Annotated in this window: 23 protein-coding genes and 1 pseudogene; 15 read left to right on the top strand and 9 right to left on the bottom strand. The window is 66.1% G+C overall.

Annotated features, from left to right (window positions below; all coding sequences use genetic code 11):
* A pseudogene (locus M8A51_RS20400) lies at positions 1-127 on the top strand (ABC transporter ATP-binding protein); the annotation flags it as partial.
* Between the two features lie 23 nt (positions 128-150).
* Here M8A51_RS20400 and M8A51_RS20405 read toward each other — a convergent pair.
* Positions 151-573, bottom strand: coding sequence for a hypothetical protein (locus M8A51_RS20405; protein ID WP_251780380.1), 423 nt, complete (start codon positions 571-573; stop codon positions 151-153).
* A gap of 179 nt (positions 574-752) precedes the next feature.
* Between M8A51_RS20405 and M8A51_RS20410 the strand changes: the two genes are divergently transcribed.
* Positions 753-2666 (top strand): PhoX family protein, encoded by a 1914-nt coding sequence (locus tag M8A51_RS20410; RefSeq protein WP_251780381.1) that lies wholly within the window; start codon positions 753-755, stop codon positions 2664-2666.
* A gap of 25 nt (positions 2667-2691) precedes the next feature.
* Here the strand turns inward: M8A51_RS20410 and M8A51_RS20415 are convergent, their stop codons facing one another.
* Together M8A51_RS20415 and M8A51_RS20420 are read right to left on the bottom strand one after the other, a co-directional pair.
* Positions 2692-3201, bottom strand: a complete 510-nt coding sequence (locus M8A51_RS20415; RefSeq protein ID WP_251780382.1) for a hypothetical protein — start codon at positions 3199-3201, stop codon at positions 2692-2694.
* A gap of 6 nt (positions 3202-3207) precedes the next feature.
* Complete coding sequence (locus M8A51_RS20420) at positions 3208-3963, bottom strand: SiaB family protein kinase (protein WP_251780383.1); 756 nt, start codon at positions 3961-3963, stop codon at positions 3208-3210.
* A gap of 227 nt (positions 3964-4190) precedes the next feature.
* Between M8A51_RS20420 and M8A51_RS20425 the strand changes: the two genes are divergently transcribed.
* Positions 4191-4391: a hypothetical protein gene (locus M8A51_RS20425; RefSeq protein WP_251780384.1), complete on the top strand. Its 201-nt coding sequence runs from the start codon at positions 4191-4193 to the stop codon at positions 4389-4391.
* Between the two features lie 10 nt (positions 4392-4401).
* Here M8A51_RS20425 and M8A51_RS20430 read toward each other — a convergent pair whose 3' ends face one another.
* The 4 genes from M8A51_RS20430 to M8A51_RS20445 all read right to left on the bottom strand — a co-directional run bounded on the left by M8A51_RS20430 (position 4402) and on the right by M8A51_RS20445 (position 12681).
* The gene (locus M8A51_RS20430) at positions 4402-6249 is read right to left on the bottom strand and encodes a GGDEF domain-containing protein (protein WP_251780385.1); all 1848 of its coding nucleotides are present in this window, start codon (positions 6247-6249) and stop codon (positions 4402-4404) included.
* 181 nt (positions 6250-6430) lie between these two features.
* Entirely contained in the window at positions 6431-9472 is a 3042-nt protein-coding gene (locus tag M8A51_RS20435; RefSeq protein WP_251780386.1) for an ExeM/NucH family extracellular endonuclease, read from the bottom strand.
* 98 nt (positions 9473-9570) lie between these two features.
* Positions 9571-11436: a bifunctional metallophosphatase/5'-nucleotidase gene (locus tag M8A51_RS20440; protein WP_251780387.1), complete on the bottom strand. Its 1866-nt coding sequence runs from the start codon at positions 11434-11436 to the stop codon at positions 9571-9573.
* Positions 11437-12282: 846 nt separating this feature from the next.
* Positions 12283-12681, bottom strand: coding sequence for a helix-turn-helix domain-containing protein (locus M8A51_RS20445; protein WP_251780388.1), 399 nt, complete (start codon positions 12679-12681; stop codon positions 12283-12285).
* A gap of 68 nt (positions 12682-12749) precedes the next feature.
* Here M8A51_RS20445 and M8A51_RS20450 point away from each other — a divergent pair, with 68 nt between their 5' ends.
* The 6 genes from M8A51_RS20450 (at position 12750) to M8A51_RS20470 (ending at position 14945) form a co-directional block, all read left to right on the top strand.
* The gene (locus tag M8A51_RS20450) at positions 12750-13031 is read left to right on the top strand and encodes a G5P family DNA-binding protein (protein WP_251780389.1); all 282 of its coding nucleotides are present in this window, start codon (positions 12750-12752) and stop codon (positions 13029-13031) included.
* 10 nt (positions 13032-13041) lie between these two features.
* On the top strand, positions 13042-13224 hold the full coding sequence (locus M8A51_RS20455) for a hypothetical protein (protein WP_251780390.1): 183 nt from the start codon (positions 13042-13044) through the stop codon (positions 13222-13224).
* 315 nt (positions 13225-13539) lie between these two features.
* Positions 13540-13662, top strand: a complete 123-nt coding sequence (locus tag M8A51_RS26330) for a hypothetical protein (RefSeq protein ID WP_259372103.1) — start codon at positions 13540-13542, stop codon at positions 13660-13662.
* A 77-nt stretch (positions 13663-13739) separates the two neighbouring features.
* Positions 13740-14546 (top strand): rolling circle replication-associated protein, encoded by an 807-nt coding sequence (locus tag M8A51_RS20460; protein ID WP_251780391.1) that lies wholly within the window; start codon positions 13740-13742, stop codon positions 14544-14546.
* A 21-nt stretch (positions 14547-14567) separates the two neighbouring features.
* On the top strand, positions 14568-14807 hold the full coding sequence (locus tag M8A51_RS20465; RefSeq protein ID WP_251780392.1) for a phage coat protein: 240 nt from the start codon (positions 14568-14570) through the stop codon (positions 14805-14807).
* Between the two features lie 12 nt (positions 14808-14819).
* Positions 14820-14945, top strand: a complete 126-nt coding sequence (locus M8A51_RS20470) for a major capsid protein (protein WP_251780393.1) — start codon at positions 14820-14822, stop codon at positions 14943-14945.
* A gap of 742 nt (positions 14946-15687) precedes the next feature.
* On the opposite strand, the gene M8A51_RS20475 is transcribed toward M8A51_RS20470, so the two are convergent.
* Positions 15688-16164, bottom strand: coding sequence for a hypothetical protein (locus M8A51_RS20475; protein WP_251780394.1), 477 nt, complete (start codon positions 16162-16164; stop codon positions 15688-15690).
* Positions 16165-16222: 58 nt separating this feature from the next.
* On the opposite strand from M8A51_RS20475, the gene M8A51_RS20480 reads away from it, so the two are divergent.
* From M8A51_RS20480 to M8A51_RS20505, 6 genes are all read left to right on the top strand, one after another.
* Positions 16223-16540 carry a virulence factor TspB C-terminal domain-related protein gene (locus M8A51_RS20480; protein WP_251780395.1) on the top strand — a complete coding sequence of 106 codons (318 nt, stop codon included), beginning with the start codon at positions 16223-16225 and terminating at the stop codon, positions 16538-16540.
* Between the two features lie 2 nt (positions 16541-16542).
* Positions 16543-16842: a DUF2523 family protein gene (locus M8A51_RS20485; protein ID WP_251780396.1), complete on the top strand. Its 300-nt coding sequence runs from the start codon at positions 16543-16545 to the stop codon at positions 16840-16842.
* On the top strand, positions 16839-17927 hold the full coding sequence (locus M8A51_RS20490) for a zonular occludens toxin domain-containing protein (protein ID WP_251780397.1): 1089 nt from the start codon (positions 16839-16841) through the stop codon (positions 17925-17927). Before M8A51_RS20485 ends, M8A51_RS20490 begins: the two co-directional genes overlap by 4 nt.
* Before the next feature lie 160 nt (positions 17928-18087).
* Positions 18088-18264, top strand: a complete 177-nt coding sequence (locus tag M8A51_RS20495; RefSeq protein ID WP_251780398.1) for a hypothetical protein — start codon at positions 18088-18090, stop codon at positions 18262-18264.
* Between the two features lie 192 nt (positions 18265-18456).
* Positions 18457-19833 (top strand): DUF2254 domain-containing protein, encoded by a 1377-nt coding sequence (locus M8A51_RS20500; RefSeq protein WP_251780399.1) that lies wholly within the window; start codon positions 18457-18459, stop codon positions 19831-19833.
* Between the two features lie 88 nt (positions 19834-19921).
* Positions 19922-20911 (top strand): phosphoribosyltransferase, encoded by a 990-nt coding sequence (locus M8A51_RS20505; protein ID WP_251780400.1) that lies wholly within the window; start codon positions 19922-19924, stop codon positions 20909-20911.
* A gap of 45 nt (positions 20912-20956) precedes the next feature.
* Here M8A51_RS20505 and M8A51_RS20510 read toward each other — a convergent pair whose 3' ends face one another.
* Positions 20957-21922: a LysR family transcriptional regulator gene (locus M8A51_RS20510; protein WP_251780401.1), complete on the bottom strand. Its 966-nt coding sequence runs from the start codon at positions 21920-21922 to the stop codon at positions 20957-20959.
* Between the last annotated feature and the right edge of the window lie 25 nt (positions 21923-21947).

Raw genomic sequence — 21947 nt, forward strand, 5'->3', positions numbered from 1 at the left:
TGCAGCGCTGCAGGTGGCCGACCACGCCTATGTGCTGGAAACCGGCCAGATCGCCCTGCACGGGCCCGCCGCCCAACTCGCCACCGACCCTCGCGTCGTCGAGACGTATCTGGGAGCCAGGCGCTGAGGAGCACGTGCAGGTAGCGCAGCTCAGGCTGTTTTCTTCGGCCGGCCGGGCTTGAGCGGCGCCAACGCGTCGAGTGCGGCGCGCAGGCGGGTGTCGTCGAGCGCGGCGAGCGCATGCAGGCCCGCACGCAGCAGCTCGCTCTTCTTGGCCGGGCGCATGAAGGCCAGGGCACGGCTCTTGAGTTGAGCGATGCGGTCGAAGTCGGCCTGCGGCATGGTGAAGCTGTCGCGCACCAGCTTCTGTTTGGCCGCCTTCGGAGCGTCTGCCGGCGCGGCCTTGGGCTTGGCAACCTTGGCCGGCGTCTTGGCGGCCTGCTTCACCGGCTTGGCAGCGGGTTTGGGGACAGCGGCCTTGGCCACCGGCTTCGCAGCCGCCTGCCGGGTGGCGGCCTTGGCCGCCGGCTTGGCTGAAGGTTGGACGGGAGGGGTCTTCTTGGCAGTGGCCATCGGTGCTCCGGGTTAAAGATATAAACGATTTACACAATATCACGTTCCGGCCGGAGGGCGCCGGTGGCTGCCCGGTCCGTTGCGGTTTGATCACAAAGCCGTCGCCAAGCGGAATCAGAATGCGATGTGCATTCCATCTCACGCCGCGCGCGCGAGCGCGGCTCCCCCTGAAGACCGCCATGGCCAAAGACTACTCGCTGATGGAGGACAGCAACCGCTCGTCCAATCGCAGCATCCACGACATCTCAGACCCGTCGCGCCGCATCGTGTTGCGAGGCGGGCTGGGCATGGCAATCGGCCGGCTGCTTGCGCCGGTGGCTGCCGGCTCGGCCGGCTGTGCCAGCGGTGCGCGGGGCGACGGCCCGCTGCTCGGGTTCAGCAGCGTGCCGGTGTCCACGGCCGACAAGGTGGTCGTGCCCGAGGGCTACATCGCCCAGGTGATCGCCGCTTGGGGCGAGCCGGTCGGGCTGTACGGCGAAACGCCTGCGTTCAAGTTCGACGGCAGCAACAGCGCCGCCGAGCAGGAGGCGCAGATGGGCATGCACCACGACGGCATGCATTTCTATGCGCAGGACGGCAGCCGCAGCGGACTGCTCGTGATGAACCACGAGTACGCCGACGATGGCCTGCTGCACGCCGACGGGATGAAGACCTGGACCGCCGAAAAAGTCCGAAAATCGCAGGCGGCGCACGGCGTTTCGGTGATCGAGGTGGAACAGCAGGGCGACGACGGCTGGCAGGTCGTGCGTCCGTCGCCGTGGGCACGCCGCATCACGGCGTGCACGCCGATGAGCTTCGGCGGCCCCGCGGCCGGGCATGCGCTGTTGCGCACGGCCGCTGATCCGGCCGGCCGGCGACCGCTCGGTACGTTGAGCAACTGCGGCAGCGGCATCACGCCTTGGGGTACCTACCTCACTTGCGAGGAGAATTTCAGCTCGTATTTCAATGGCCCCGAGAAGCCAAGTCCGCATGAACGCCGCTGGGGCCTGCGCAAGGGCGGCGCTGGCTGCCGCTGGCATGAATTCGACGAGCGCTTCGACGCCACCCGGCACCCCAACGAGCCGAACCGCTTCGGCTGGATCGTGGAGATCGACCCCTTCGACCCCGGCTCCACGCCGGTCAAGCGCACGGCATTGGGCCGGGCCACACACGAAGGCGCGACGGTGGCCGTGACGCGTGACGGCCGCGCGGTGGTCTACATGGGCGAGGACGCCCGCTTCGAGTACATCTACAAGTTCGTCAGCCGCGAAAAGATCAAGCCCCGCGGCTTGCGCGAGAACGCGCAGTTGCTCGACCACGGCACGCTGTACGTGGCGCGCTTCGATGCAGACGGCCGTGGCCGCTGGATCGCACTGGGCCATGGCCAGGGCCCGCTGACGGCCGAGAACGGCTTCGCCGACCAGGGCGAGGTGCTGGTCAAGACCCGCCAGGCCAGCGATCTGCTCGGCGCGACCAAGATGGACCGGCCCGAGTGGATCGCCGTCGGCCCGGACGGCTGGGTCTACTGCACGCTGACGAACAACTCCAACCGCGGCACCCAGGGGGAGGGCGTCGACGCAGCCAACCCCCGGCGCAACAACACGACAGGCCACATCCTCCGCTGGAAGGAGGAGGGTGACGTCGACGGCACACGCTTCCGATGGACCCACTTCGTGCTGGCGGGAGACCCGGCCAACGAGCGCGTCGAGGCCCAGGGCAATATCAAAGGCGATGCCTTCGGCTGCCCCGACGGCTTGTGGGCCGACGGCCGCGGCGTGCTGTGGGTGCAAACCGACATGTCGCCGTCGGCAATGGGCAAGGGCGACCTCACCCGCCTGGGCAACAACGCGATGCTGGCGGCCGACCCGCACACCGGCGAGATCCGCCGCTTCCTGGTCGGCCCCGTCGGCTGCGAAGTCACCGGCGCGACCGGCACGCCGGATGGGCGCACGCTGTTCGTCAACATCCAGCATCCCGGCGAAAGGCCATCGGGGCGTAGCGACCCCGAGCAGCCCGGCCGCTATTCCAACTGGCCCGACGCCCGGGCCGGCGGCCGGCCGCGCTCGGCCACCGTGGTGATCCGCAAGGCAGATGGCGGACCGATCGGAACCTGAGCGGCGTGCCTCGCGCCGGCCGGCCTCATGCCGCGACTTCTTCGGGCAGCAGGTCGAACACGCGTGCCGAGAACAGCTCCGCGCGTTCGTCGCCGGCCACTTCGGCGATATGGTGACGGCATTGCTCGAGCCAGGCGACGAGAGATGAGCGGTCGGTGACGTCACGCGCAGCCAGCCGCAAGCCCTCGTCGCGGTGCCCAAGCAGGCGACCGATCTGGTCGAGCGCATAGAACTTCGCCGCCGCCAGCGAGCGCTGCGCGGGGCGAGGCGCCTGCGCTGCAGCGGCCCTCTCGGTCGCGGCACGCTGCGACCTTGGCGGCACGGCGACACGCGCCTCGATGTAGCCGCAAGCGGCCAGGAACTCGACGTCGCGCTCGCCCAAGCCGAGCGCTTCGACGGCGGGCCACAGCTTGCCGAGCGTCTGCACGCCGTCGATCAGGATCAGCAGCGAGCGTTGTGGGCGGGTGCCGGAGAACGCGCGCTCCTGCAGTGCGCGGCGACCGGCGTCGGTCTTGGCATAAATCACGTCGGGCACGGCATTTCAGATGATCGCCGTGAGATAGAGATGGAAACGATCACAGGGCTTGGGGCCCGCGCGGCGCAGCGAGAACCGCAGCGGCTCGCGCGCATAGCGGGCCACGGTCATCAGCCCCATGCCCGCGCCGGTGTGCACCGGTTGCGGCGCCCCGGAGCCTTCATGCAGCATCTGGGAACGAAAGGCCGCCTCGATCTGGCGGGGGTCCATCGACCGGGCACGCTCCAGCCGTTCGGACACCCGCGGCACTTGCGCTTCGTCGATCTGGTTGTGGCACATCACCCAGTAGCCATCGCCGCCCTCATGGCGGCCGATCGCGATAGCGCCCTGTGGCGAGGCCTGCAGCGCACCCAGGGCGACCACGCCGAGCGGCAACGCGAAATCGCTTGCCCCGTGATGGTGGACGTTGTGCGCCAGCACCAGGAAGGTGGACAACAGTTTCTGCCGCCCCAGTGCCGCCACCTCGGCTTCCTCCAGCCGCTGCTTGAGCCGCTGGCCCAGCATATGGATCGCCGGCAGCGTGAAACCGCCGCGATAGTAGAACAGCAGCCCTGCGTCGACGGCGACTTCCTGCCGGGCATCGAACTCGGCTGCGTTGGCGGCGGCTTCGTCCGCGCATAGCCGCTGTGCCTCGCCCGGACGCTGCGTCATGGCATCGCGAGACAGGCGCGAGCCTTCGTTGCGCGCAAGAGAAGACAGCGAAGCAGAGGCGGTCGCCGCTATGGAAAGCGCCGCCGGCGGATTCGTGGCATGGGTGTTCACGGTATGGCTCCGGTTCGGAGGGAGTGACGTTAGCGAGCTCACATGACGCGGTTGCGACATCTGCGCTTCGCGCGTGCACGACGTGCGGAATTCCCGTCCATGCTTCGAGTCGGCCATCTGCCGACCGGACCCGCATGCAGCGCCGGGACGCCGACGTGTCGCGAGGGGCTGTCATAGCGTCGTCACATTCACGCTCGACAGTGGAGTCGTCGTTGTCGGGGTCGGCCATGGACGTGTTGGGACGGGACGAGTGGACGGCGCGGGCTGCCGCGAGGCTTCGGCGCGCCTGGCCGTCTTTCAACGCCGACCAGGCGACGGAACTCGCCGCCTCGCTATGGCGCGACCGCGGCAGCAAGGACCGCCCCGAAGACGCCGTGGACGACGAGGTCGCCGACTGGAACGGGCTGCTGGACTCCGCTCTGGACTGAGGGTCGGGGCTCAGGCTGCGAGGCGATCGGGAACCGGCTCGGTGTCGGGCAGGACTGGGCCGGCCGGAAGCTCGCTTGCGGTCGAACCGGGCTGGCGGCGCTCGATGAAGCAGCAACTGCCCGGCCCCTGCTTGGCCATGCGCTTGCTCTCAGCGGCAGCACGCGCGATCTGACGGTGGGAGTCGTAAGCTTGCGGCTGTACCGGCACCACGCCGGCGGCGAGCGTAGTCAGTGCATGAAACACCGGCAGGCCTTGCCGGTTCAGGCTCAGATAGCCGCCGTCACGCAGGTGCTCGCCCGAAAAGAAACGCCGCACCCCGGTATCGAAGGCCGCAAGCGCCTTCTCGACGCGCTGCTGCCAGTCGCGCGAGGTGTAGACGGTGACGAAGTCGTCGCCGCCCACGTGGCCGAGCATGTCGCGCTCCGGGTCGTGGGCCGAGCGCAGCATGTCGGCGGTGAAAAGGATCAGGTCGTCGCCCAGCCGATATCCGTAGACGTCGTTGAATGCCTTGAACGAGCCGAGGTCCCAGTGCACGACGACGAAGGATTGCTGCTGGTCGAGCAGCAGGTCGATGTGTTCGTCCAGCGGCACGTTGCCCGGCAGCTGCGTCAGCGGGTTGGCATAGCGCGCAGCCGAGAGCTGGCTGTCGGACACCGCCCGCAGCAGGTCGCTGATGCGGCCGGTGCCGACGTAGCGCCCGCCATGAGTGACGAGGAAGCCGTCGGTCAGGTGGCGCTCGTCGATGTTGGCTACGGCTGCGGCCATGGACTGCAACGTGCTGTTCGCGTCGAAGATCAACGGCAGGGTGTCCATCAGCACCTGGCACGATTGCTTGCCGAACACGTCCATGAAATAGAGCTGGCTGGCGGTCAGCAGCGCGTCGTGGCTGCGCAGCACGCCGAGCGGCTGCCCGCTTTCGCCGAGCACCGGGATGGCATAAAGGTGAGGGTCGCTGCGGAACGCCTCGATCACGTCTGAACAGGTTGCGGCCAGGGTGAGCGTGACCGACGGGCGCGCCAGATGGCCGGCCAGCGTGCGGCGCGCCGAGGAAGCTCCGACGGCCGGGGTGTGGTCGCTGCTGCGCAGCAACCGCACAATCTCGGGCCGCAGCGAGGCGCGCGGCGCCGCCACCGGCCTGGCGATCACGTAGCCTTGCGCGCAATGCACACCGAGTTGGCGCAGCAGCAGCAGGTCCGATTCCGTTTCCACGCCCTCGGCGACGACACGCGTGCCTGCCATGCGGGCCATGTCCATGATGGAGCGGATGAACTGCTGGCGCAGCGGGTCCTGCGAGAGCCCGTCGACGAAGTGCCGATCGATCTTGACGTAGTGCGGGCGCACCTCGCTCCAGCGCCGCAGGCCCGAAAAGCCCTCGCCCAGGTCGTCGATCGCGACCACCAGGCCCGCCTCGCGCAGGGCACGGATGGCCGACAGCAGTTCATGCTCGTGCGTGATGGCATGCGTCTCGGTGAGTTCGATGATCACCCTCGAAGGTGCCAGCCCGGCCTCGTGGATGAAGCCCAGCATGCGCTCGTGGAAGCGCTCGCCATGCGCAATGGTCGCAGGCGTCACGTTGATGAAGATGCGGCCCGGCAGGTGCAGGCGCGCGTACGCCTGCAACAGCACCGGCACGGTCTGCAGCTCCAGCGAGGTCAGTTGCCCGAAGGCGGCGGCCGCCTCGATCAGCGCCACCGGCGAATGCAGGAAGGAGTCCGACGGCCCGCGGATCAACCCTTCATAGCCGACGATGTCACCGGCGTGCAGGTCGATGATGGGCTGGAAATGTGGCGTGATCGCGCGTGCGGCGATGATGCGGTCGACCTCGGCGCCGAGGTCATGAGAGAGTGGGGGGCTCACGGTCGCCTTTCGCGCACTGTCCTTCGACAGGCGTGCTGGACTCACGCGGGGATGCGTGACAGCAGAAAGTGTGACTCGACGTAACGACAACACCGTGACAGCGCTTTGTCACACCCGACGGGCGTGACAAGTTCACGCCGCGGTGTCCCCTCGGCCCTCGGCAGCGGGCTGCGTTCTCTCGCTAGTACAGGAGCGCGCCGGCAACGTCCAGGTCACTCGGCTTGACGCCGCGCAGCAGCAGAAGAGGCCGTTGGCCCATGCGGCGCTGCACGCCATTCACGTCGACCATCACGAGCACGCCCGCGCCGGTGCGCTGCAACCGCACGTAGCCGGCCGCCACGGCGTCGCCGCCGCCGAAGCCCAGCTGACGCAGCAGCGAGCGCAGGTCGATACGGTCGCCGGGACGGAAATCGTCGATGACGTCGACACCGTCGTGCAGCGAGCGGTACACGAACACGTCGTTGCCGCCGCCGCCCCGGATGAAGTCGGGGCCGCGACCGCCGGTGATCTGGTCGTCGCCCGGCGTGCCGGCAATGCGCTCGGGACGGCGCGAGCCGTGCACCGTGTTGACGAGGTTCAGCCCCACCACGACGGGGTCGTGATCCGAGGAGCGGTAGGCCGTGGGTGCGTACAGATCCTGCGGTTTGAACTCGAGGTTGTAGTCGATCACCGACGGCTCGTCGGCGTTGATGTGCCACTCGATGGCGCGCGTCACCTTGGGGCTCAGCGATGCGCTGGCGAGCGCATGGTCGAGCCGGCCGGCCGCGCCATCGAAGACATAGGAATAGCCGAAGCCGTTGTGGCGGGCGATCTCGTCCACGTAGCCCCGGCCGGTGAGTTCGACCACCGGGTCTTCCTGGGCGTACGCGTTCAGGTCGCCGATGACGAGCACATCCTCGGTGGCGCCGAGCGCCTGCACCGCGACGATGAACTCGCCGAGGGCGCGGGCCTGCTGCACGCGCAGCGCGTTCCAGCAGCCCTGCAGGTCGCCCTGGTCAGCGTCTGCGCCCGTCGCGCCGTCGCAGCCTTTGGACTTGAAGTGGTTCACCACCACCGCGAAGCGCTCGCCGTTGGCCGCCTCGAACACCTGCGCCAGCGGTGGGCGGTTGTGCACCGCGTCGTCGTCGCTGACGGACGATCCGGCAAGGCTGAGGCGGCCGGGCTTGTAGATCATCGCGACCTTGATGGCGTCGGTGCCGGTGCCGGTGGCCGGGTCCGGGACGACGGCGTACACAGTCGTCCCGAGGCGCGCGTTCAACGCGTCGACCAGGTTCTGCGCTGCCGTCATGCCGTTGTTCTGGATCTCCATCAGGCCGAACACGTCGGCATCGATGGCAACCATTGCCTCGACGATCTTGCGGCGCTGCCGCTCGAATTCCTGCGCGTTGCTGGCGCCGCGACAGTTGCCGGCGGCGGTGCTGTCGCCGAGCGTGCAGCCCTGGCCGGCCTGGCCATCGGCGTTGGTGCCATCGGTGAACGTGGTGAAGTAGTTCAGCACGTTGAAGCTGGCAACCCTGACGTTGCCGCCCACCGTCTCCGGCATCGCGCTACGCGGGTGGTTGCGGGTGAAGCTCGGCACCACGCTCGGGTGCAGCTTGTAGCTGGCAATGCCCGCGTTGCTCGAAGTGGCGAGGCCGTAGTCCAGTACACCGGTGAGCGAGGCCACGGTGTCGCCCGCGCGCACCGTGTTGTCGGCCCCGATGTAGGGAATCGGCGTTGGGTTCTGCGCGCCGGTGGCGTCGTCGAGCAGGAAGCTGCGGCGCGCGTTCTCCTCGGCAAGCGCCTGGGCTTGCGGCCCTGGGCGCAGACGGTTGGTCGGCGTTTCCAGCCGCCCGCCCACCGACATCGTCAACTGCCCGTAGCGGCCGAGGAAATAGTTCTGCGACACGGTGATGGGGCCGGGAAGGGTGACCAGCATGCCTTCATAACGTTCCAGCGCATCGCCGCCGGAAGCCGGCAGCGCCACCGGCGTCGGGGCCACGGCAACGCCGCTGCGCACCATCGTCAGTTCGCTGACGCTACCGAGCTGCGTGACCGGCCGTGCCGACGTGACCGCGTTGCCCGACGCACCGGTATTGAATTCGCTGACCCGGCCGGTCAGGCGCACCAGCGACCCTACGGCTGGACGCGGTGCGCCGGCGCCAGTACCGGTGAAGACGAAGAGGCCGTCCGAGGTGGCAGGGTTGCCGTCGCCCGTCGCGTCCTGCAGGAAGAAGCCGTTGTTGGTCAGCAGCGTGACGACGCCTTCGGTGGTCACGGTGGCCCCCACCAGCGGGCTGGTCGCACCCGTGCCCTGGACGGTCGGGATGCGCGTCAGGCTGGAGACGTTCAGCAGCACCGTGCAATCGGCTGTCTGGCCCTGGTTGTTGCGCCAGCTCAGTGGCACCGGGTAGCTGCCCTGGGGCGTGCTGCCCGCCACTTCCAGCAGCAGGCCCGCCCAACCGCCGGGCCCGGTGGCCGCGCTGAAGTCGGCAACGCGCACGCCGGCCGGCAAGGGGCCGGCCAGGTCGGCACTGATGACGATGCCGTCGGCATCGCGCGCGGTCGCCTCGACGGTGCGCGTGGTACCGGCAACCATGTTCAGCGTCGGGCAAGAGGCCACGATCGGTGCATTGACGGCGCCGCCGCAGGGCGCCGCAGCCGTCGCGCTGTTGCGCGGAGCAGGGACGCCAGAGCTGAAATCGATGCCGTTCTGTTGCGTATCGGTGCAGCCGGCCGCAGTGCGTAGCGCAGCCGTGGTGTTGCTGAGCGCTGGGGCGGCCGAACTGCCCTCGAAGTGGCCGGCGCCGCCATAACCCACCAGGTCGACCAGCGTTGCGCCCGAGGGCGACGCGCCCGACAGTGCCATGCCGCTGCTGACAAGGGCCACCTTGCCCGAACGCGCGCTCATCGCCGCGCCACCTGCCGCATCGGGCGCGGGCAGGGCGCTGCCGCTGCCCGCACCAGCCGCCTGCTGTACCAGGTAGTACTGGCCCGGCTGCAGGACCGCGCTCGACAGCGGCGTCACCGACCAGGTGCTGCCAGCAGCGGAGGCGTACTGCACCGACCAGCCGGCAAGGCTCACGGGTTGCGAGCCGGCGTTGAACAGCTCGACGTAGTCGTGCGTCAACGGCGCCCCGCTGTTGCCGCCGCCGCCATACACTTGGCTGATGACGACGTTCTGCGCGGACACGAGGCCGCCGTAGGCCAGCAGCAGGCTACCGAAAATCGGAGTCGGCTTCATGGAAAGCTCCCTGGTGTGTGGGCGCGCCGGTGCGGCCCGCCGTTCAGATCAAGAACCGGGGCGCGAAGCCCCGGGGAACAGTCGGCTTCTGGGGGGTGTCAGGGCAGGTCGACGAAGCCCTGCGTGCTGTAGTCCGCCACCGGCAGCTTGTTCAGCGTGTGGCCGGGCTGGTTCTCCAGGTAGGTCAGCAGCACCTCGGCGTAGTCCAGCCCCACGTCGCTGCGGCGCGCCCCGGTGATCGTGCCCAGCGTGGTGTAGAAGTCCTGCCCATCGGCGAGGAAGTTGGTCGTGGCGACCGAGTAGGTGGCCGCGAGGTCGAAGGTTGCATAGCTGCCATTCGCGTTGCGGATCTGCAGGTTGCTCAGGCGCGAGCCCTTGGGCTGGGTCAGGTCGACGTCGAAGCGCAGGCCGCCGGTGTAGGGGTAGCTGCCGGTGTTGGTGTTCGCCACCACGCCGTCGATCGCGTCTTCCAGCGCCGCCTTGATTTCAGCCCCGGTCGCTTCCAGCTGCACCAACGTGTTCTTGAACGGCAGCACCGTGTAGACCTTCTGCACCGTCACGTCGCCGGCCGCCACGTCGGCGCGCACGCCGCCGCCGTTCTGGATCGAGACGTCGGCATCGAAGAACTCGCGTGCGCCTTGCAGGAAGGCCTCGGCGACGATCTGCTGGATGTCGCCGCCGTGGGCAATGACGCCGGCGTCCTGGTTGCATGCCGCGCCGAGCGAGGAGCGCGTTGGATCGAGGCGGGTGCCCGGCACGCGGCGCAGGCACAAGTTGGTACCGGCCTGGCCGACGACTTCGGAGCCGAAAGCAGTCTTCTGCGCGGCATACGGTTGCAGCACGGCGGTGGCACTCGCGTCGGGCGTGGTGACGCGTAGCACCTGGCTGGCCGTCACGTCGGCCAGCATCGCTGCCTTGTCGGCGTCGTTCACTGGCGTGCTGCCGCGGCGGAAGGCGTCGCTGATCAGCACGTGCGGCGTGCCGGTGCAGCCCGTCACCTCGCCCTGGGCGTCGAAGTTGACCTTCAGCTCGCCGACCACATAGGAGTACTGCCAAGCCTGCACCACGCACACCGGCTTGCCGTTCTTGTCGGTCACGCGGGTGGGGTAGTCGCCGGCCGGGTTGAGGCCATAGTCTTCCATGCCATCCGGCCCCAGCAACGTGTGCGAGTCGCCACCGACGATCACATCCACGCCGTCCAGCTGCGCTGCGAGCGCGGTCTCCAGCGAGTAGCCGACGTGCGACTGCACCACGATCTTGTTGACGCCCTGGGCCTTGAGCCGGTCGATCTCGGCCTGCGCGGCGGCCAGCTCGTCGGTGAGCAGGGTGCCGGCGTCGGGGCGCGAGGCGTTCTGTGTCTTCGCAGCGATCGTCAGGCCGATCAGGCCGATCTTCTGGCCGCCGCGCTCGATGACGATGGAGGGGCGCACCAGGTCCGGCGCGCGCGAGGGATGCAGCGGGGAATCGGCGCTGAAAGTGATGTTGGCCGACAGCACCGGCGTCTTGCATTGGCCCGCATGCAGGTGGTCGATGAACTGCTTCAGGCCCGCGTCGCCGTAGTCGAACTCATGGTTCCCGACGGTGAAGCTGTCGAAACACACCTGGTTCATCAGCGCGGCGTCCGCTTCACCTTCGGTCAGGTTGAAATACAAGTCGCCTGTCGTTGCGTCACCGGCATGGATTTTGATGACGTTGGTCGACGCCGCGGCGATTTCCTCGATGGCTGCCACCACCCGCGGAAAGCCCCCCAGATCGACCGTCACGCTCTCGCGGGCGCCGGCGGCGTTCAGCAGTGCTAGGTTGAGCGTTTCCGCATCGAGCCGCGAATGATGGTCGTTGACATGGAGGATGGTGATCTCGAGCGGCTCGGACGGGCTGTCGTCGTCGTCACCGCCGCCGCAGGCTGCCAGCGAGGAAAGAAGTGACAGCACCGCAGCGGACGCAAAAAATCGAAAGCAACGCATCGTGAAACTTCGTCGATGTTGAGGCGCCTCCATGTTCGAAGCGACTCGTGACGAAGCGATGACGCGTCCGCGAAAGCTGCCTCAGACACGAATGAACCCGTAGCGACTTGCAAGGGCAGACCGGATGTCGGGCAGCACCCTGGCAACGGCCGTTCTTCTGTACGCCTGCGCGTCGGTGTCGACAAAGAACCAAGGTAAGGTGAATGTTCGACAAACGGCACTGCAGAGCTTCCCATGGGAGCTACCCCGAAATCCGATTCGGACGGATTCCGGTGCAGTCGGACATGGTCCGTTGATGCCCGATATCGAGGCCGAACGAGCCAAAGACCTGCGACTCGCATAGTCGTCTGCCACCCGGCTCAAGCACGATACGTCCGTGATTCGAGGGTTCGCTGATGACCGCCGCGCGCCTGAATCTTTGACAATTCCGCACTTCGCAGCGAACCATCGACATTTCCTCGGCGGTTTCGCGCTCGGCGCGCGATGGCGAGGCGGACGCCATCCCGCTCGAGGAGACGGTTCGCACACTCGCTTGAAAAGGTAAACATGGTCGGGGTCAACGCGGCCGAAGCTTCGTCGGCCGCACCAAGCGCAAACTGCAATTCACCCCTTGGGAGATTGAAGCGCTGCAGCGGGCGGATTCAATCTCCGAGAGGTGCTGCGTCCTAGACGATGTGGTCGCGCGAAAATTGCGCCCACCGGACTTTTGCATCTAGTGCCGGGATGCGTTGCGCAGCAAACTTTCGACATTTCTTGCGCCTAGTCGAAACAGGCCGATGTCGAACAGTCTCCGGCGTGTTTTCAAGCTCTCTCTGTGCCTTGGTAAAGAAGACCCGGGTGCTCATATCACCGGGCTTCCGATGGGTCTAGATATTCCAGAATGTGCGGGTCGGTAACTACCTTCGGTAGCTTAGTGCCCGCCATCGCCCCATCGGGGCCAAGCGCCACGACGCAGGCGAGCAACATCCCCACGACGCCAGCCAAAGTCTTGCAAAAAAAAACCCGCTCTAGCTGAGCCGCGCGCTTGTCGTCTTTCGCGCTTGCCAGCATTGCGACTCGTGCGGCTTCCTCCCAGGTGATGCCTGCCATGGGAGCCATCAGAACAGCGAGTTCAACGGGTAGCGCGGCTTTCCCGCTTCGCATGAGTGAAACCATGGACTTGTTCACGCCGAGTTCTCGTGCGAGGGCCGAGTCACCACCGCATTTTTTCGACGCTTTGTCAATCAGGGAAAGCACCTGTTCCATGGTTTAACTCCGCTCAACTAGGCTACGCTCCGTTTAACGTTGTTAAACACAACTTACCGGAGCCACACATGCCGATCAAAATCATCATCGCCCAAACGGGCGTTCGCAACGTCAAAGGCACGTCCGCCAAGGGCAAAGCCTATGACATGAACTTCCAAACCGGCTATGCCGTGACCGTCGACAAAGACGGCAATTCTCCACCTTTCCCCGAAAAGTTCGATTTCGTGCTCGACAGCGGTGCGCCGCCGTACGCAGTCGGGGAATACACCCTGCACCCCTCCGCCGTCTACATCGACCAGAACGGCCGGTTGGCGGTGGCTCCCCGACTGGTTCCGCTCAAGAAGGCGTGAGGGGTGCACCGTGGAAACGGCGTACCACGCAGCAATGCAGGCCCTGGCGGCGAGCGCCGTTCGCGGCCTGCTGTCCATCGAGCGTGACGACCCGACGGTCGGCGCTGTGATGCTCCAGGCCAACGATGACGGCAGCGTCGATGTGACGCTGCTCGATCACGCCGGCAACCCGATCGGGGGGTACTCGCTGTGAGCGCGAACCACACGCCGGGGCCGTGGGAGCCGGTCAGCCTTTTACGCAAGCCGGGCGAGCGGAAAGCGCGGCTCGTTGTTCGTCGGCTTGTGTGGGACGGTGATACGCCCCGTTCTGAATATCTGCCGGGTTCGTTCGACACCCTGGAAGATGCCCGCGCCGCCATCGCTGCGGTCAATGGGAGTTCGCTGTGACCGTGTGGGACGTGTACGACTCCCGCGGCCGCTGGGTGTGGTCGGCGTTCAACGCCAACCACGCTTGGGGCTTCGCGAACTACGCGCTGATCGTGCGCGGCCAAGTGCAAGCGAGGCTTGTATGAGCTTCGGCGTTGTTGTCGCCGTGCTTGGCTGGCTGCTGATCATCGCTGGCGCTTTGAGCCACATGTGGTTTCGGGTGTTCGTCGGCGCGATGCTCGTCGCCGCGGGCGGTTTGCTATGACCGCGGCCGTTGCATCGCATGCCGCGGCGCGCAGCGCCGCTGGGCTTGTCTCAGTTCCAACAACCCCGACAAGGGCTGTGAACGTCCGAGTGATGGCAGAGAGTGACGCTTTGCGCGATCACCTTGACGCCTTCGTTCCGGACGTTGAGCAGACCCGGCTCGCGCGGCTGCGCCGCTCTGTCGGCTTCGCTGCCCGTTGCCATGCGGTCAGCGAGCGCGGCCACCGCAATGACGTTCCGTGGATGGTCACGCTGACCTATGCCGCTGTCGACGGCTGGAAGCCCGACGACATCACGAAGGCGCTCGAGTGCTACCGCCAGTGGTGCAAGCGCAAGGGCTTCGCATGCCGCTATGTGTGGGTGGCCGAGCTGCAGCAGCGTGGCGCCATTCACTATCACATTTGCTGCTGGCTCCCGAAGGGCCAGCGCATGCCGAAATGGGATGTTCGGACGTCCTCTCACCGCCTCGCGCGCCGTTGGTGGCCGCATGGCATGACCAATCGCAAGGTTGCACGCAACGCCGTGCCCTACCTCATGAAGTACATGAGCAAGGGCAGCGCTGATGTGCTGAAAGGGTTCCCCCGTGGTGCACGCATCTATGGCGTTGGCGGCCTGGAGCACGCTTTGCGTCGTGCTCGCCGCTGGCTGGGTCTGCCTGCTTTCGTGCAGGGCAATTCTTCGATCTTCGACGGATGGAAACGCGCTGAGGGCGGAGGCTGGCGCGCGCCTTCTGGCGAGCTTGTCGAAAGTGAGTTCCGCAGAACATGGGTGGGTGACCGCTACGCGCTATGCCGCGTCGCTCGACATGATCGAGCGATCGAAGCGAACGGCCCGTTTTGCTGGCTGTCGGACCGTGACACCGCTTTCAAGCACACGGTGCATTGAGGTCTGACCATGGCTCAGTGCGTGCAACTCGTGAATGTGGACGGCGTTGATGTCTTGTCGCCCGTTGCCGCTGAGCCGTGTACTGGGCTTGTTGTGCTCACTCCGATCGAACATGCCAATTTGGCGTTTAACCCTTTCATTCTCAGCTCCGAGGATGGAATCCTGGTCTCCGCTGCCATCGCCGGAGTCTGGGCTACCGCATGGTGCTTCAAGGCGCTTGTGTCGGTTCTTCATAGCGATGGCAACTCTGAAACCAACTGAAGGAAAAGTCTCATGGACATCGCAGCGGCAGTCGCCGAAATCATCGCCTCGAACGCAGACATCGCCCAGGTCGGCACCGCCGTCTTCGGCGTCTACGTGGGCATCAAGGTCGCCAAGTGGATCCGTCGCGTCCTCTGACGCGGTGCTGATCCACTGTGCATGGGTGGGGGCCGGGAGCCCCCGCGTGCGGGGGCCGAGGCCCCCGCTTCTCCATCGGAGCCGGACATGGGAATTTACGTTGTGATCGCCGTTGTGGGGGCGCTATGGATCATCTTTCGCGCCTGATCGCCTTGGTGCTGTTGTTGGCGATTCAGCATCAGGCTTTCGCGGAGACCATTCCTGCCACGGAAACGACAGAGACGCAGGCCGTGGGCACGTTCTGGCGGCGTAACGCCGTGTCGTGCGGTGGAGCGGTGATACAGCCGGCCAGCGGGTACGACTATGCGACGCCTGGGGCTGCGGCGTTGTCGTTCAGTGCGGCGGCTATCAACGGTGCGGCTCAAAATGCAAACGGCCCTTCGTGGTGTGGCAGTTCACGTGTTGTGGGGCAGTTGGGCCAGCTTCGACAGAGCAGCGCGACAACGTATTTTCAAGACATCAACGTCATCCTTGACGGCGTGGCGAACGGCAATGTTGCTTCGCCCGGCATTGTCCGAGGCGGAACGGTTTGCCCTTCAGGTTGGACGGTTTCGGGCAGTAGCTGCACGCGTGTTGTGTACACGTGCCCGGGTGACGGTGGGTGGACGCTGAATGGAACGAGTTGCACCCGTCCTGACACGTGCCCGCCGCTTGGAACTGACGCGGGAGCCGGGGGGGCTGACGTCTCGCACACAAGCGCAGGCTATACCGGTGGCCTCGTGTGCATCAATGGCTGTTCTGCCTACCCGCGCACATCGGGGCAGGGCAGTAATGGCACGTGGTATGCGTGGGGGCCGTACACCAGCACCGGAGCGGCTTGCTCGGAAGGTAGCGGGGGAGGCAATACCGATCCGCCGCCCGGCCTTGAGGAACCGCCCGACGCATGCCCTAGTGGGCAGTGCCCGGGCTCGGTCAACGGCGCAACGGTTTGTGTGCCGTGCGGCACATCGAACGACCGCCCGCCCAACACCAACACGAACGGCACGACGACGAACCCGGACGGTAGTACGTCGACCACGAGCACCAGCACTTCGCGCAATACGACCTGCACGGGTGCGACCTGCACGACCACGACCACGACCACGACGACGACGACAACGACGCCGGCCGGTGGTGGCACGCCCAGCACGGGCACAACGACCGAGACCGAGACGCAGGAAGAACCGCGAGAGGATTTCTGCCAGGACAGCCCGGAGTCTCCGCAGTGCGTCGATTCCAACTTCGGTGGCTCCTGTCAAAGCGCGTTCACCTGTGACGGTGATGCAGTGCAGTGCGCGATGGCCGAGGAACAGCACAAGCGCAACTGCACGATGTTCGACACGGAAACGCCGTTGTCAACCATCGGCAACGACGCAGCTACCGGCGAGAACCCGGCCGACCATCCGCGCAACAGTGCCGAGGAAACGCCGATCAACCTGAGTTCGATGATTGATCCCGCACCGTTGTTTGGTGGGTCTGGTGGCTGTCCATCGAACGTGACCGTTGGCAATTACGTGTTGCCATTTTCTAGGCTTTGCGACTACTTGCCGATGGTGCGTGCGGCGCTGTTGGGCTTCGCGTATTTGGTCGCTGCATTCATCGTGTTCCGGAGGTAACCATGCCTGTGTTCATTGCTGCATTGCTCGGGGGTCTGATTCAGGCTGCAGGCACTCTTGTTGGTCGAGTGCTGATTTCGCTTGGCTTCGGGTACGTCACCTTCACCGGTCTGGACACTTCACTCACGTGGTTGCGGTCGATGATCGCTGCCAACTTTGGAGCGATTCCGGCGCAGGGTATGGCTGTGCTGTCGGGTGCTGGTGCCGGCTCGGCGGTGTCCATCGTTCTTTCGGCGATCGCTGCGCGCATGCTGCTGGACGGTCTGACCGGTGGGACGTTGAAGAAGATGGTGCTGAAATGATCGTCCTGCTGACTGGCCTGCCGGGTAACGGCAAGACGCTCTACGCGCTCAACTGGGTGAAGGCTAAAGCTGAGAAAGAAGGGCGCCCTGTCTTCTATTCCGGCATCAGAGACCTGAATACAGCGGTTTTGCCGTGGACTGAGCTCGAACCGGAGAGGTGGATGGAACTGCCGGCCGGCTCGATTGTGGTGATCGATGAGTGTCAACGGGTCTTCAGGCCGCGCATGCATGGGACCGCAGTGCCCCCGTTCGTGGCCGCGCTTGAGACGCATCGGCACTTGGGAATCGATCTTGTGTTCATCACGCAGCACCCGATGTTGGTCGATTCGAACGTGCGTCGGCTCGTCGGTCTTCACTTCCACGCGGTGCGCAAGTTCGGTACGCAGGCTGCGACGATCCACGAATGGGGCAGTGTCAAGGAGAACTGCGATAAGAATCGTGAGGGCAGCGTCCGGCACGACTTCAAGTATCCGAAGGCAGCCTATGGCTGGTACAAGTCGGCCGAGGTCCACACGCACAAGGCGCGTATTCCGATGCGGGTCTGGCTGCTACTGGCTCTGCCGGTGGTGATCGCTGTGCTGCTATGGTTCATCTGGCAGCGCTGGTCGAGCAAGACCGAAAAGGAGGCCCCACAGGCGCAGGAATCTGCGTTGATGGTGTCAGCCCCTGGACCAACGCAGAAAAACGCCGCCAAGGGGCCGGCAAGCCCGCAGATGAGCCGCGCCGAGTACTTGGAGGCGCACGTGCCACGGGTGGTCGGGTTGGCCTACACCGCGCCGGTCTACGACGAAGTGACCAAGCCCACCGAGGCACCCTATCCGGCAGCTTGCATTCGTTCGGTGAAGCGCTGTCAGTGCTACACGCAACAGGGGACCCGACTTGAGGTGCCGCAGCGCCTGTGCGAGGACATTGCCGCAGGGGGATTCTTCATTGCCTGGGCGGCTAAATCTGGGCAAGTGTCGACCTCGCAGGCGGCTGCTGCTATGGATGCCGTGGTGGCTGCCGTTCCGTTGACCGGTCCGAGTGGCACCAGCTTTGGGGGGACGCCTCCGCCGACCTTGATCGGTCAGCAGAAAGCGCAGTGATGCCCTGGCCCTTGCGGGCCTCTTTTCTCCAAAGCAAGGCCCGGGGCAACACCGAACGTTAGTCCCGCGTGTTGGCGAGCATCGCGAGCTTGGTGCAGTTTTTCGCAGTGCAGTCGTTTGTCGAGCCTGCCACGCGGACAGCCGCCGTTACGATGCCGGCATGCTGTTCTTCGTCTGCGGAAACATCTTGCTCGCCATCGGTGCGTTCTTGCTCGGCCGCGAATTCGGCTATGGCATCGGCGTTGCTGCGTACACCATGGGCTTGGGCATCAGCTTGCTGTCGCGCGTGCCCAACGACGACGAGTCGTCAGCACGTCGAAAATCCTGGCACGAGTGAGCGTCTTTGCCGCCCTGCGAAGCCACGCAGCCAGTGCCACAGACTTTCCAGAATGTGCGTTATGTAAAATTACAAAGCACCGCATCTTGTCGCCGCGCCGATCTTGCCGTTCGCGTTGCTATTCCCCGCAGGAGCGGCACTTGCTGTGTACTGTGCCGCGCGAGATCGCGCGCTCAGCCTTGCCTCGCCACCATGCCGCCTCGTCCCGCCCTGGTCTACGAGAAAATCCGCACCGGTTTGTGGCCCGTGCCGGCGGGCATGCTGATCCTCGCGGTCCTACTGTTCGCTGCGGCGACCGCGATAGACCGTGCTCTCCCCGGCAACGCCTCGCTGCAGGTCCGCCTGCTGTACTCGGGCAGTGGAGATGACGCCAGGAATCTGTTGTCGACCCTGGTCGCGGCGATCATCACGATGTCGAGCGTGGTGTTTTCGATCACGATCGTGGCGTTGTCCCTGGCCGCCAATCAGTTCGGCTCGCGACTCATCCGCACCTATGTGACGGACACGACGACCAAGTCTGCCCTCGGGCTGTTCATGATGACGGTCGCGTATTGCCTGATGGGACTGCGTTCGGTGGAAAAGGACATGGCGCCGGCACAGGTGCCTCACGTCACCGTAACGCTGGGCCTAATCCTCAGCCTTGCGTGTGTGCTGGCCCTGCTGTTCTTCGTGCATCGGGTCGCGCGCTCCATCATCGCCGACGAGGTGATACGCCGCGCCGCGGCCGAGTTGGAGCGCACCATCGCAGCGCTACCCGTCTGGAGCGAGGACCGACACGATGCACCCGACGTGCAGCAGTGCTCGCAGGCGTTCGAGTCCAACGCGGCAGTCCTCCGCTCGCAAGAGGAAGGATACGTCCAGGCGGTGGAGCACGGCCGTCTGGTGGCGCTCGCGGAACGATGCGACTTGCTGATCCGCCTGGACTTCCGGCCTGGCGACTACATGTGCAAGGAAGGTTTTCTGTGCACGGTGGCCCCGCGCGACGCATTGACGGAAGACGGTGCCCGGGCCATCCAGGCAGCGGTCGTGATCGGGCCGCAGCGCACTCCCACGCAAGACGTCGAGTTCTCGATGCGGCACTTGGTCGACATCGCGCTACGGGCCCTGTCGCCGGGCATCAACGACGCCAACACGGCCCTCGTGGTAATCGATCATCTTTGCGCGGCGCTGTCCCGCCTGATGTGCAAGCGTCTCCCACGTCGGGCCCATCGGGACGGCCAGGGCCGCGTTCGGCTGCTGGCCAAGAGCAACAGCTATGACGGGGTGGTCAGCGCTGCGCTGAACCAGATCCGCCAGTCTGCAGCGACGCAGCCGTCGGTCATCATCAACCTGCTCAGCGCACTCGCTCGCGTGGGCGAGCATGTGCGATCCCCGAACCAGGCTGACGTGTTGCGGCGACATGCCGGACTGCTGTGCGCGGCTGGCTTGCGGGAAACCGAAGATCCGAGCGACCGGGCAGACATCGAGGCCGCTCATACCACGACGCTGCAGTACATAGACCGAGTCCTGTCGTTGCCCCACCCCGTCTTCCGGATAGATCCGAGCGCCGGGCTTCAGAGGACCAATTGACCAGACTTCGGTCAGCACGGCAGCAGTTCGCCCGGGGGAAACGCGGCGACCGAGTGCCTCGGCACAGTATTGGTCAGTGCAAAGGCCCATGTCCATCGTGCTGCCCGACCTCGCTTGCCTCGATCGCCCACCGTCCTACCTCGGGTACTCGCAAATCAGCCAGTGGATCGACAGCCTCGGCGGAACATTGCGTGCCAAGCAGTTCGTTGCGGTGGCCGCAGTGCTCCGGGGCGGGCTGTTTCCGGCCCAGTGCGCCGCGTTCGCCACCGGCGCACCCCTGTGGTTCATCCGGTACGACCGCGGCCGGCAGGAAGCATCGTGGCACGGGGGCGTACCGCCGCCCGGGCGATTGCTGCTGTGCGAGGACATCGCGGGCCATGGTCACACGCTGGTCAACTGCCGGGCGCTCGTCCGGCGGACTCATCCAGACCATCGAGTCCTGACCATCGTCTCCGACGAGCTGTCGCGCGTCAGGCCCGACTGGTCGATGCACCGGCCCAACGTCCAGACCGTCCTGCCGTGGGAACGCGAGGTGGTTTCCCCGCAGTTCAGGCAGGACTACTGGCACCGGGACGGCGCCCATGGTCGTGAGCCGATGAAGCCGGATCACTGCTACCGGCGCTGGGGCATCGACCTCGACGGCGTGCTCTGCGACGATCTCCCCGCCGCGCGATACGAGGCCGACATGGCAGGCACCTTGACGGAAAGAGACGCCCTGCCGCGTGCGCAAGGAGCTCCTCAACTGACGGCGGACCAGCACGTCATTGTCACGGGCCGACCGCTTGCGGACCGCCACCGCACGCGTGCCTGGCTCGACGCTCGCGGCTACTCCGGCATTGCCGTGCACCATCGCGACCCCGCCGTACACGCTCACGACGATCTGTCGATCGCCGCCCACAAGGCGAGCACGGCTGAACGGCTCGGCATCACGGACTTCCTCGAATCGTGCGCGCACCAGGCCATCCTGATCTCGGCCCGAGCACCGCAGATCCGGGTTTTCTGGTGGCACGGTGGTGACCCGGTGCTCGTCAACGCGCATCCGACGCCGCCGCAAGCTCCCGGAATGTTGCAGCTTTAGTGCGGTCGCCCGGGAATTCCAGGGAGAAGCCTGTGCGCGACCGGCTCAGCGCGCCCTTCCCGAACGCCGATGCGCCCGAACCGATGAAGGCCCCGAGTCGAGGAACGCCTTGGCATGCCGGTGCAGCGCCTGTCGCAGCGCGATACCGGCCGGCCCCGGGACGTGATCCATCCGGTGCGCCAGGTAAGCGGGCGTCTGTGCCGTTCCCCCTCGCCCGAGTGCCTTGATCGGCAGCGGCACGAGCCGGCCCTCGGCCAGTTCCCGCGCAATCGTCCAGAGCGGCAGGCGCCCCCAGCCCGCGCCGGCGAGGATCAGCGCCCGCTTGGCTTCCTGCGCCTGCACCCGCAGCGTCTCCGGCGACAGCACGCCGAAGTCTTTTCCTTCGGACAAGAGGGTCGGGTCTTCCAGCACGATCTGCAGGTGCGGCGTGAGGTCCTCGACGCCGACCGCGCGGTTCGCGGCCGTCGTCGCCAGCGGGTGATCGGCAGCCGCAACCGCCACCACGGGCACCGCTTGCAGCAGCTCGAACTCGATGCGGGGGTCGAGAAAGTCCTCGCCCGCCAGGATCGCCAGGTCGCAGCGCTGCTCGCGCAAGGCCTGCAATGGCCCGCCGAGCGGTTCGACCGCCAAGCCGAACCGTACCGACGGCAGCGCGTCGCGGACCTCTTTCAGCGCCGCGGCCACCGGCGGTAGCGGAAAAAGCGTGTCGACCACGATCGTCAGTTCCAGCTCGACGCCTTGAACGACCCCCCGTGCCCGTGCCCGCATGAAGTCCACCTTCAGCAGGATCGAGCGAGCGTCCTCCAGCAGCACCCGGCCGGCGGGCGTGAGGGCCGGCCGATGCCCGCTGCGGTCGAACAGCGCGACGCCGAGCTGGGCTTCCAGGTTCGCGATGGCGTGGCTGACGGCTGATTGCGCACGCAGCAGCCGCGTCGCCCCCGAACGAAAGCTGCCCGCTTCCGCGACCGCCGAGAACACGCGGATCTGGTCGAGTGTGATGGCATCCAGCATGATCTATTCCATAGATCGATATGGC

Origin of the sequence: Caldimonas mangrovi, assembly GCF_023721835.1 — a bacterium.
In the GTDB taxonomy this organism is placed as follows: Bacteria; Pseudomonadota; Gammaproteobacteria; order Burkholderiales; family Burkholderiaceae_C; genus Caldimonas; species Caldimonas mangrovi.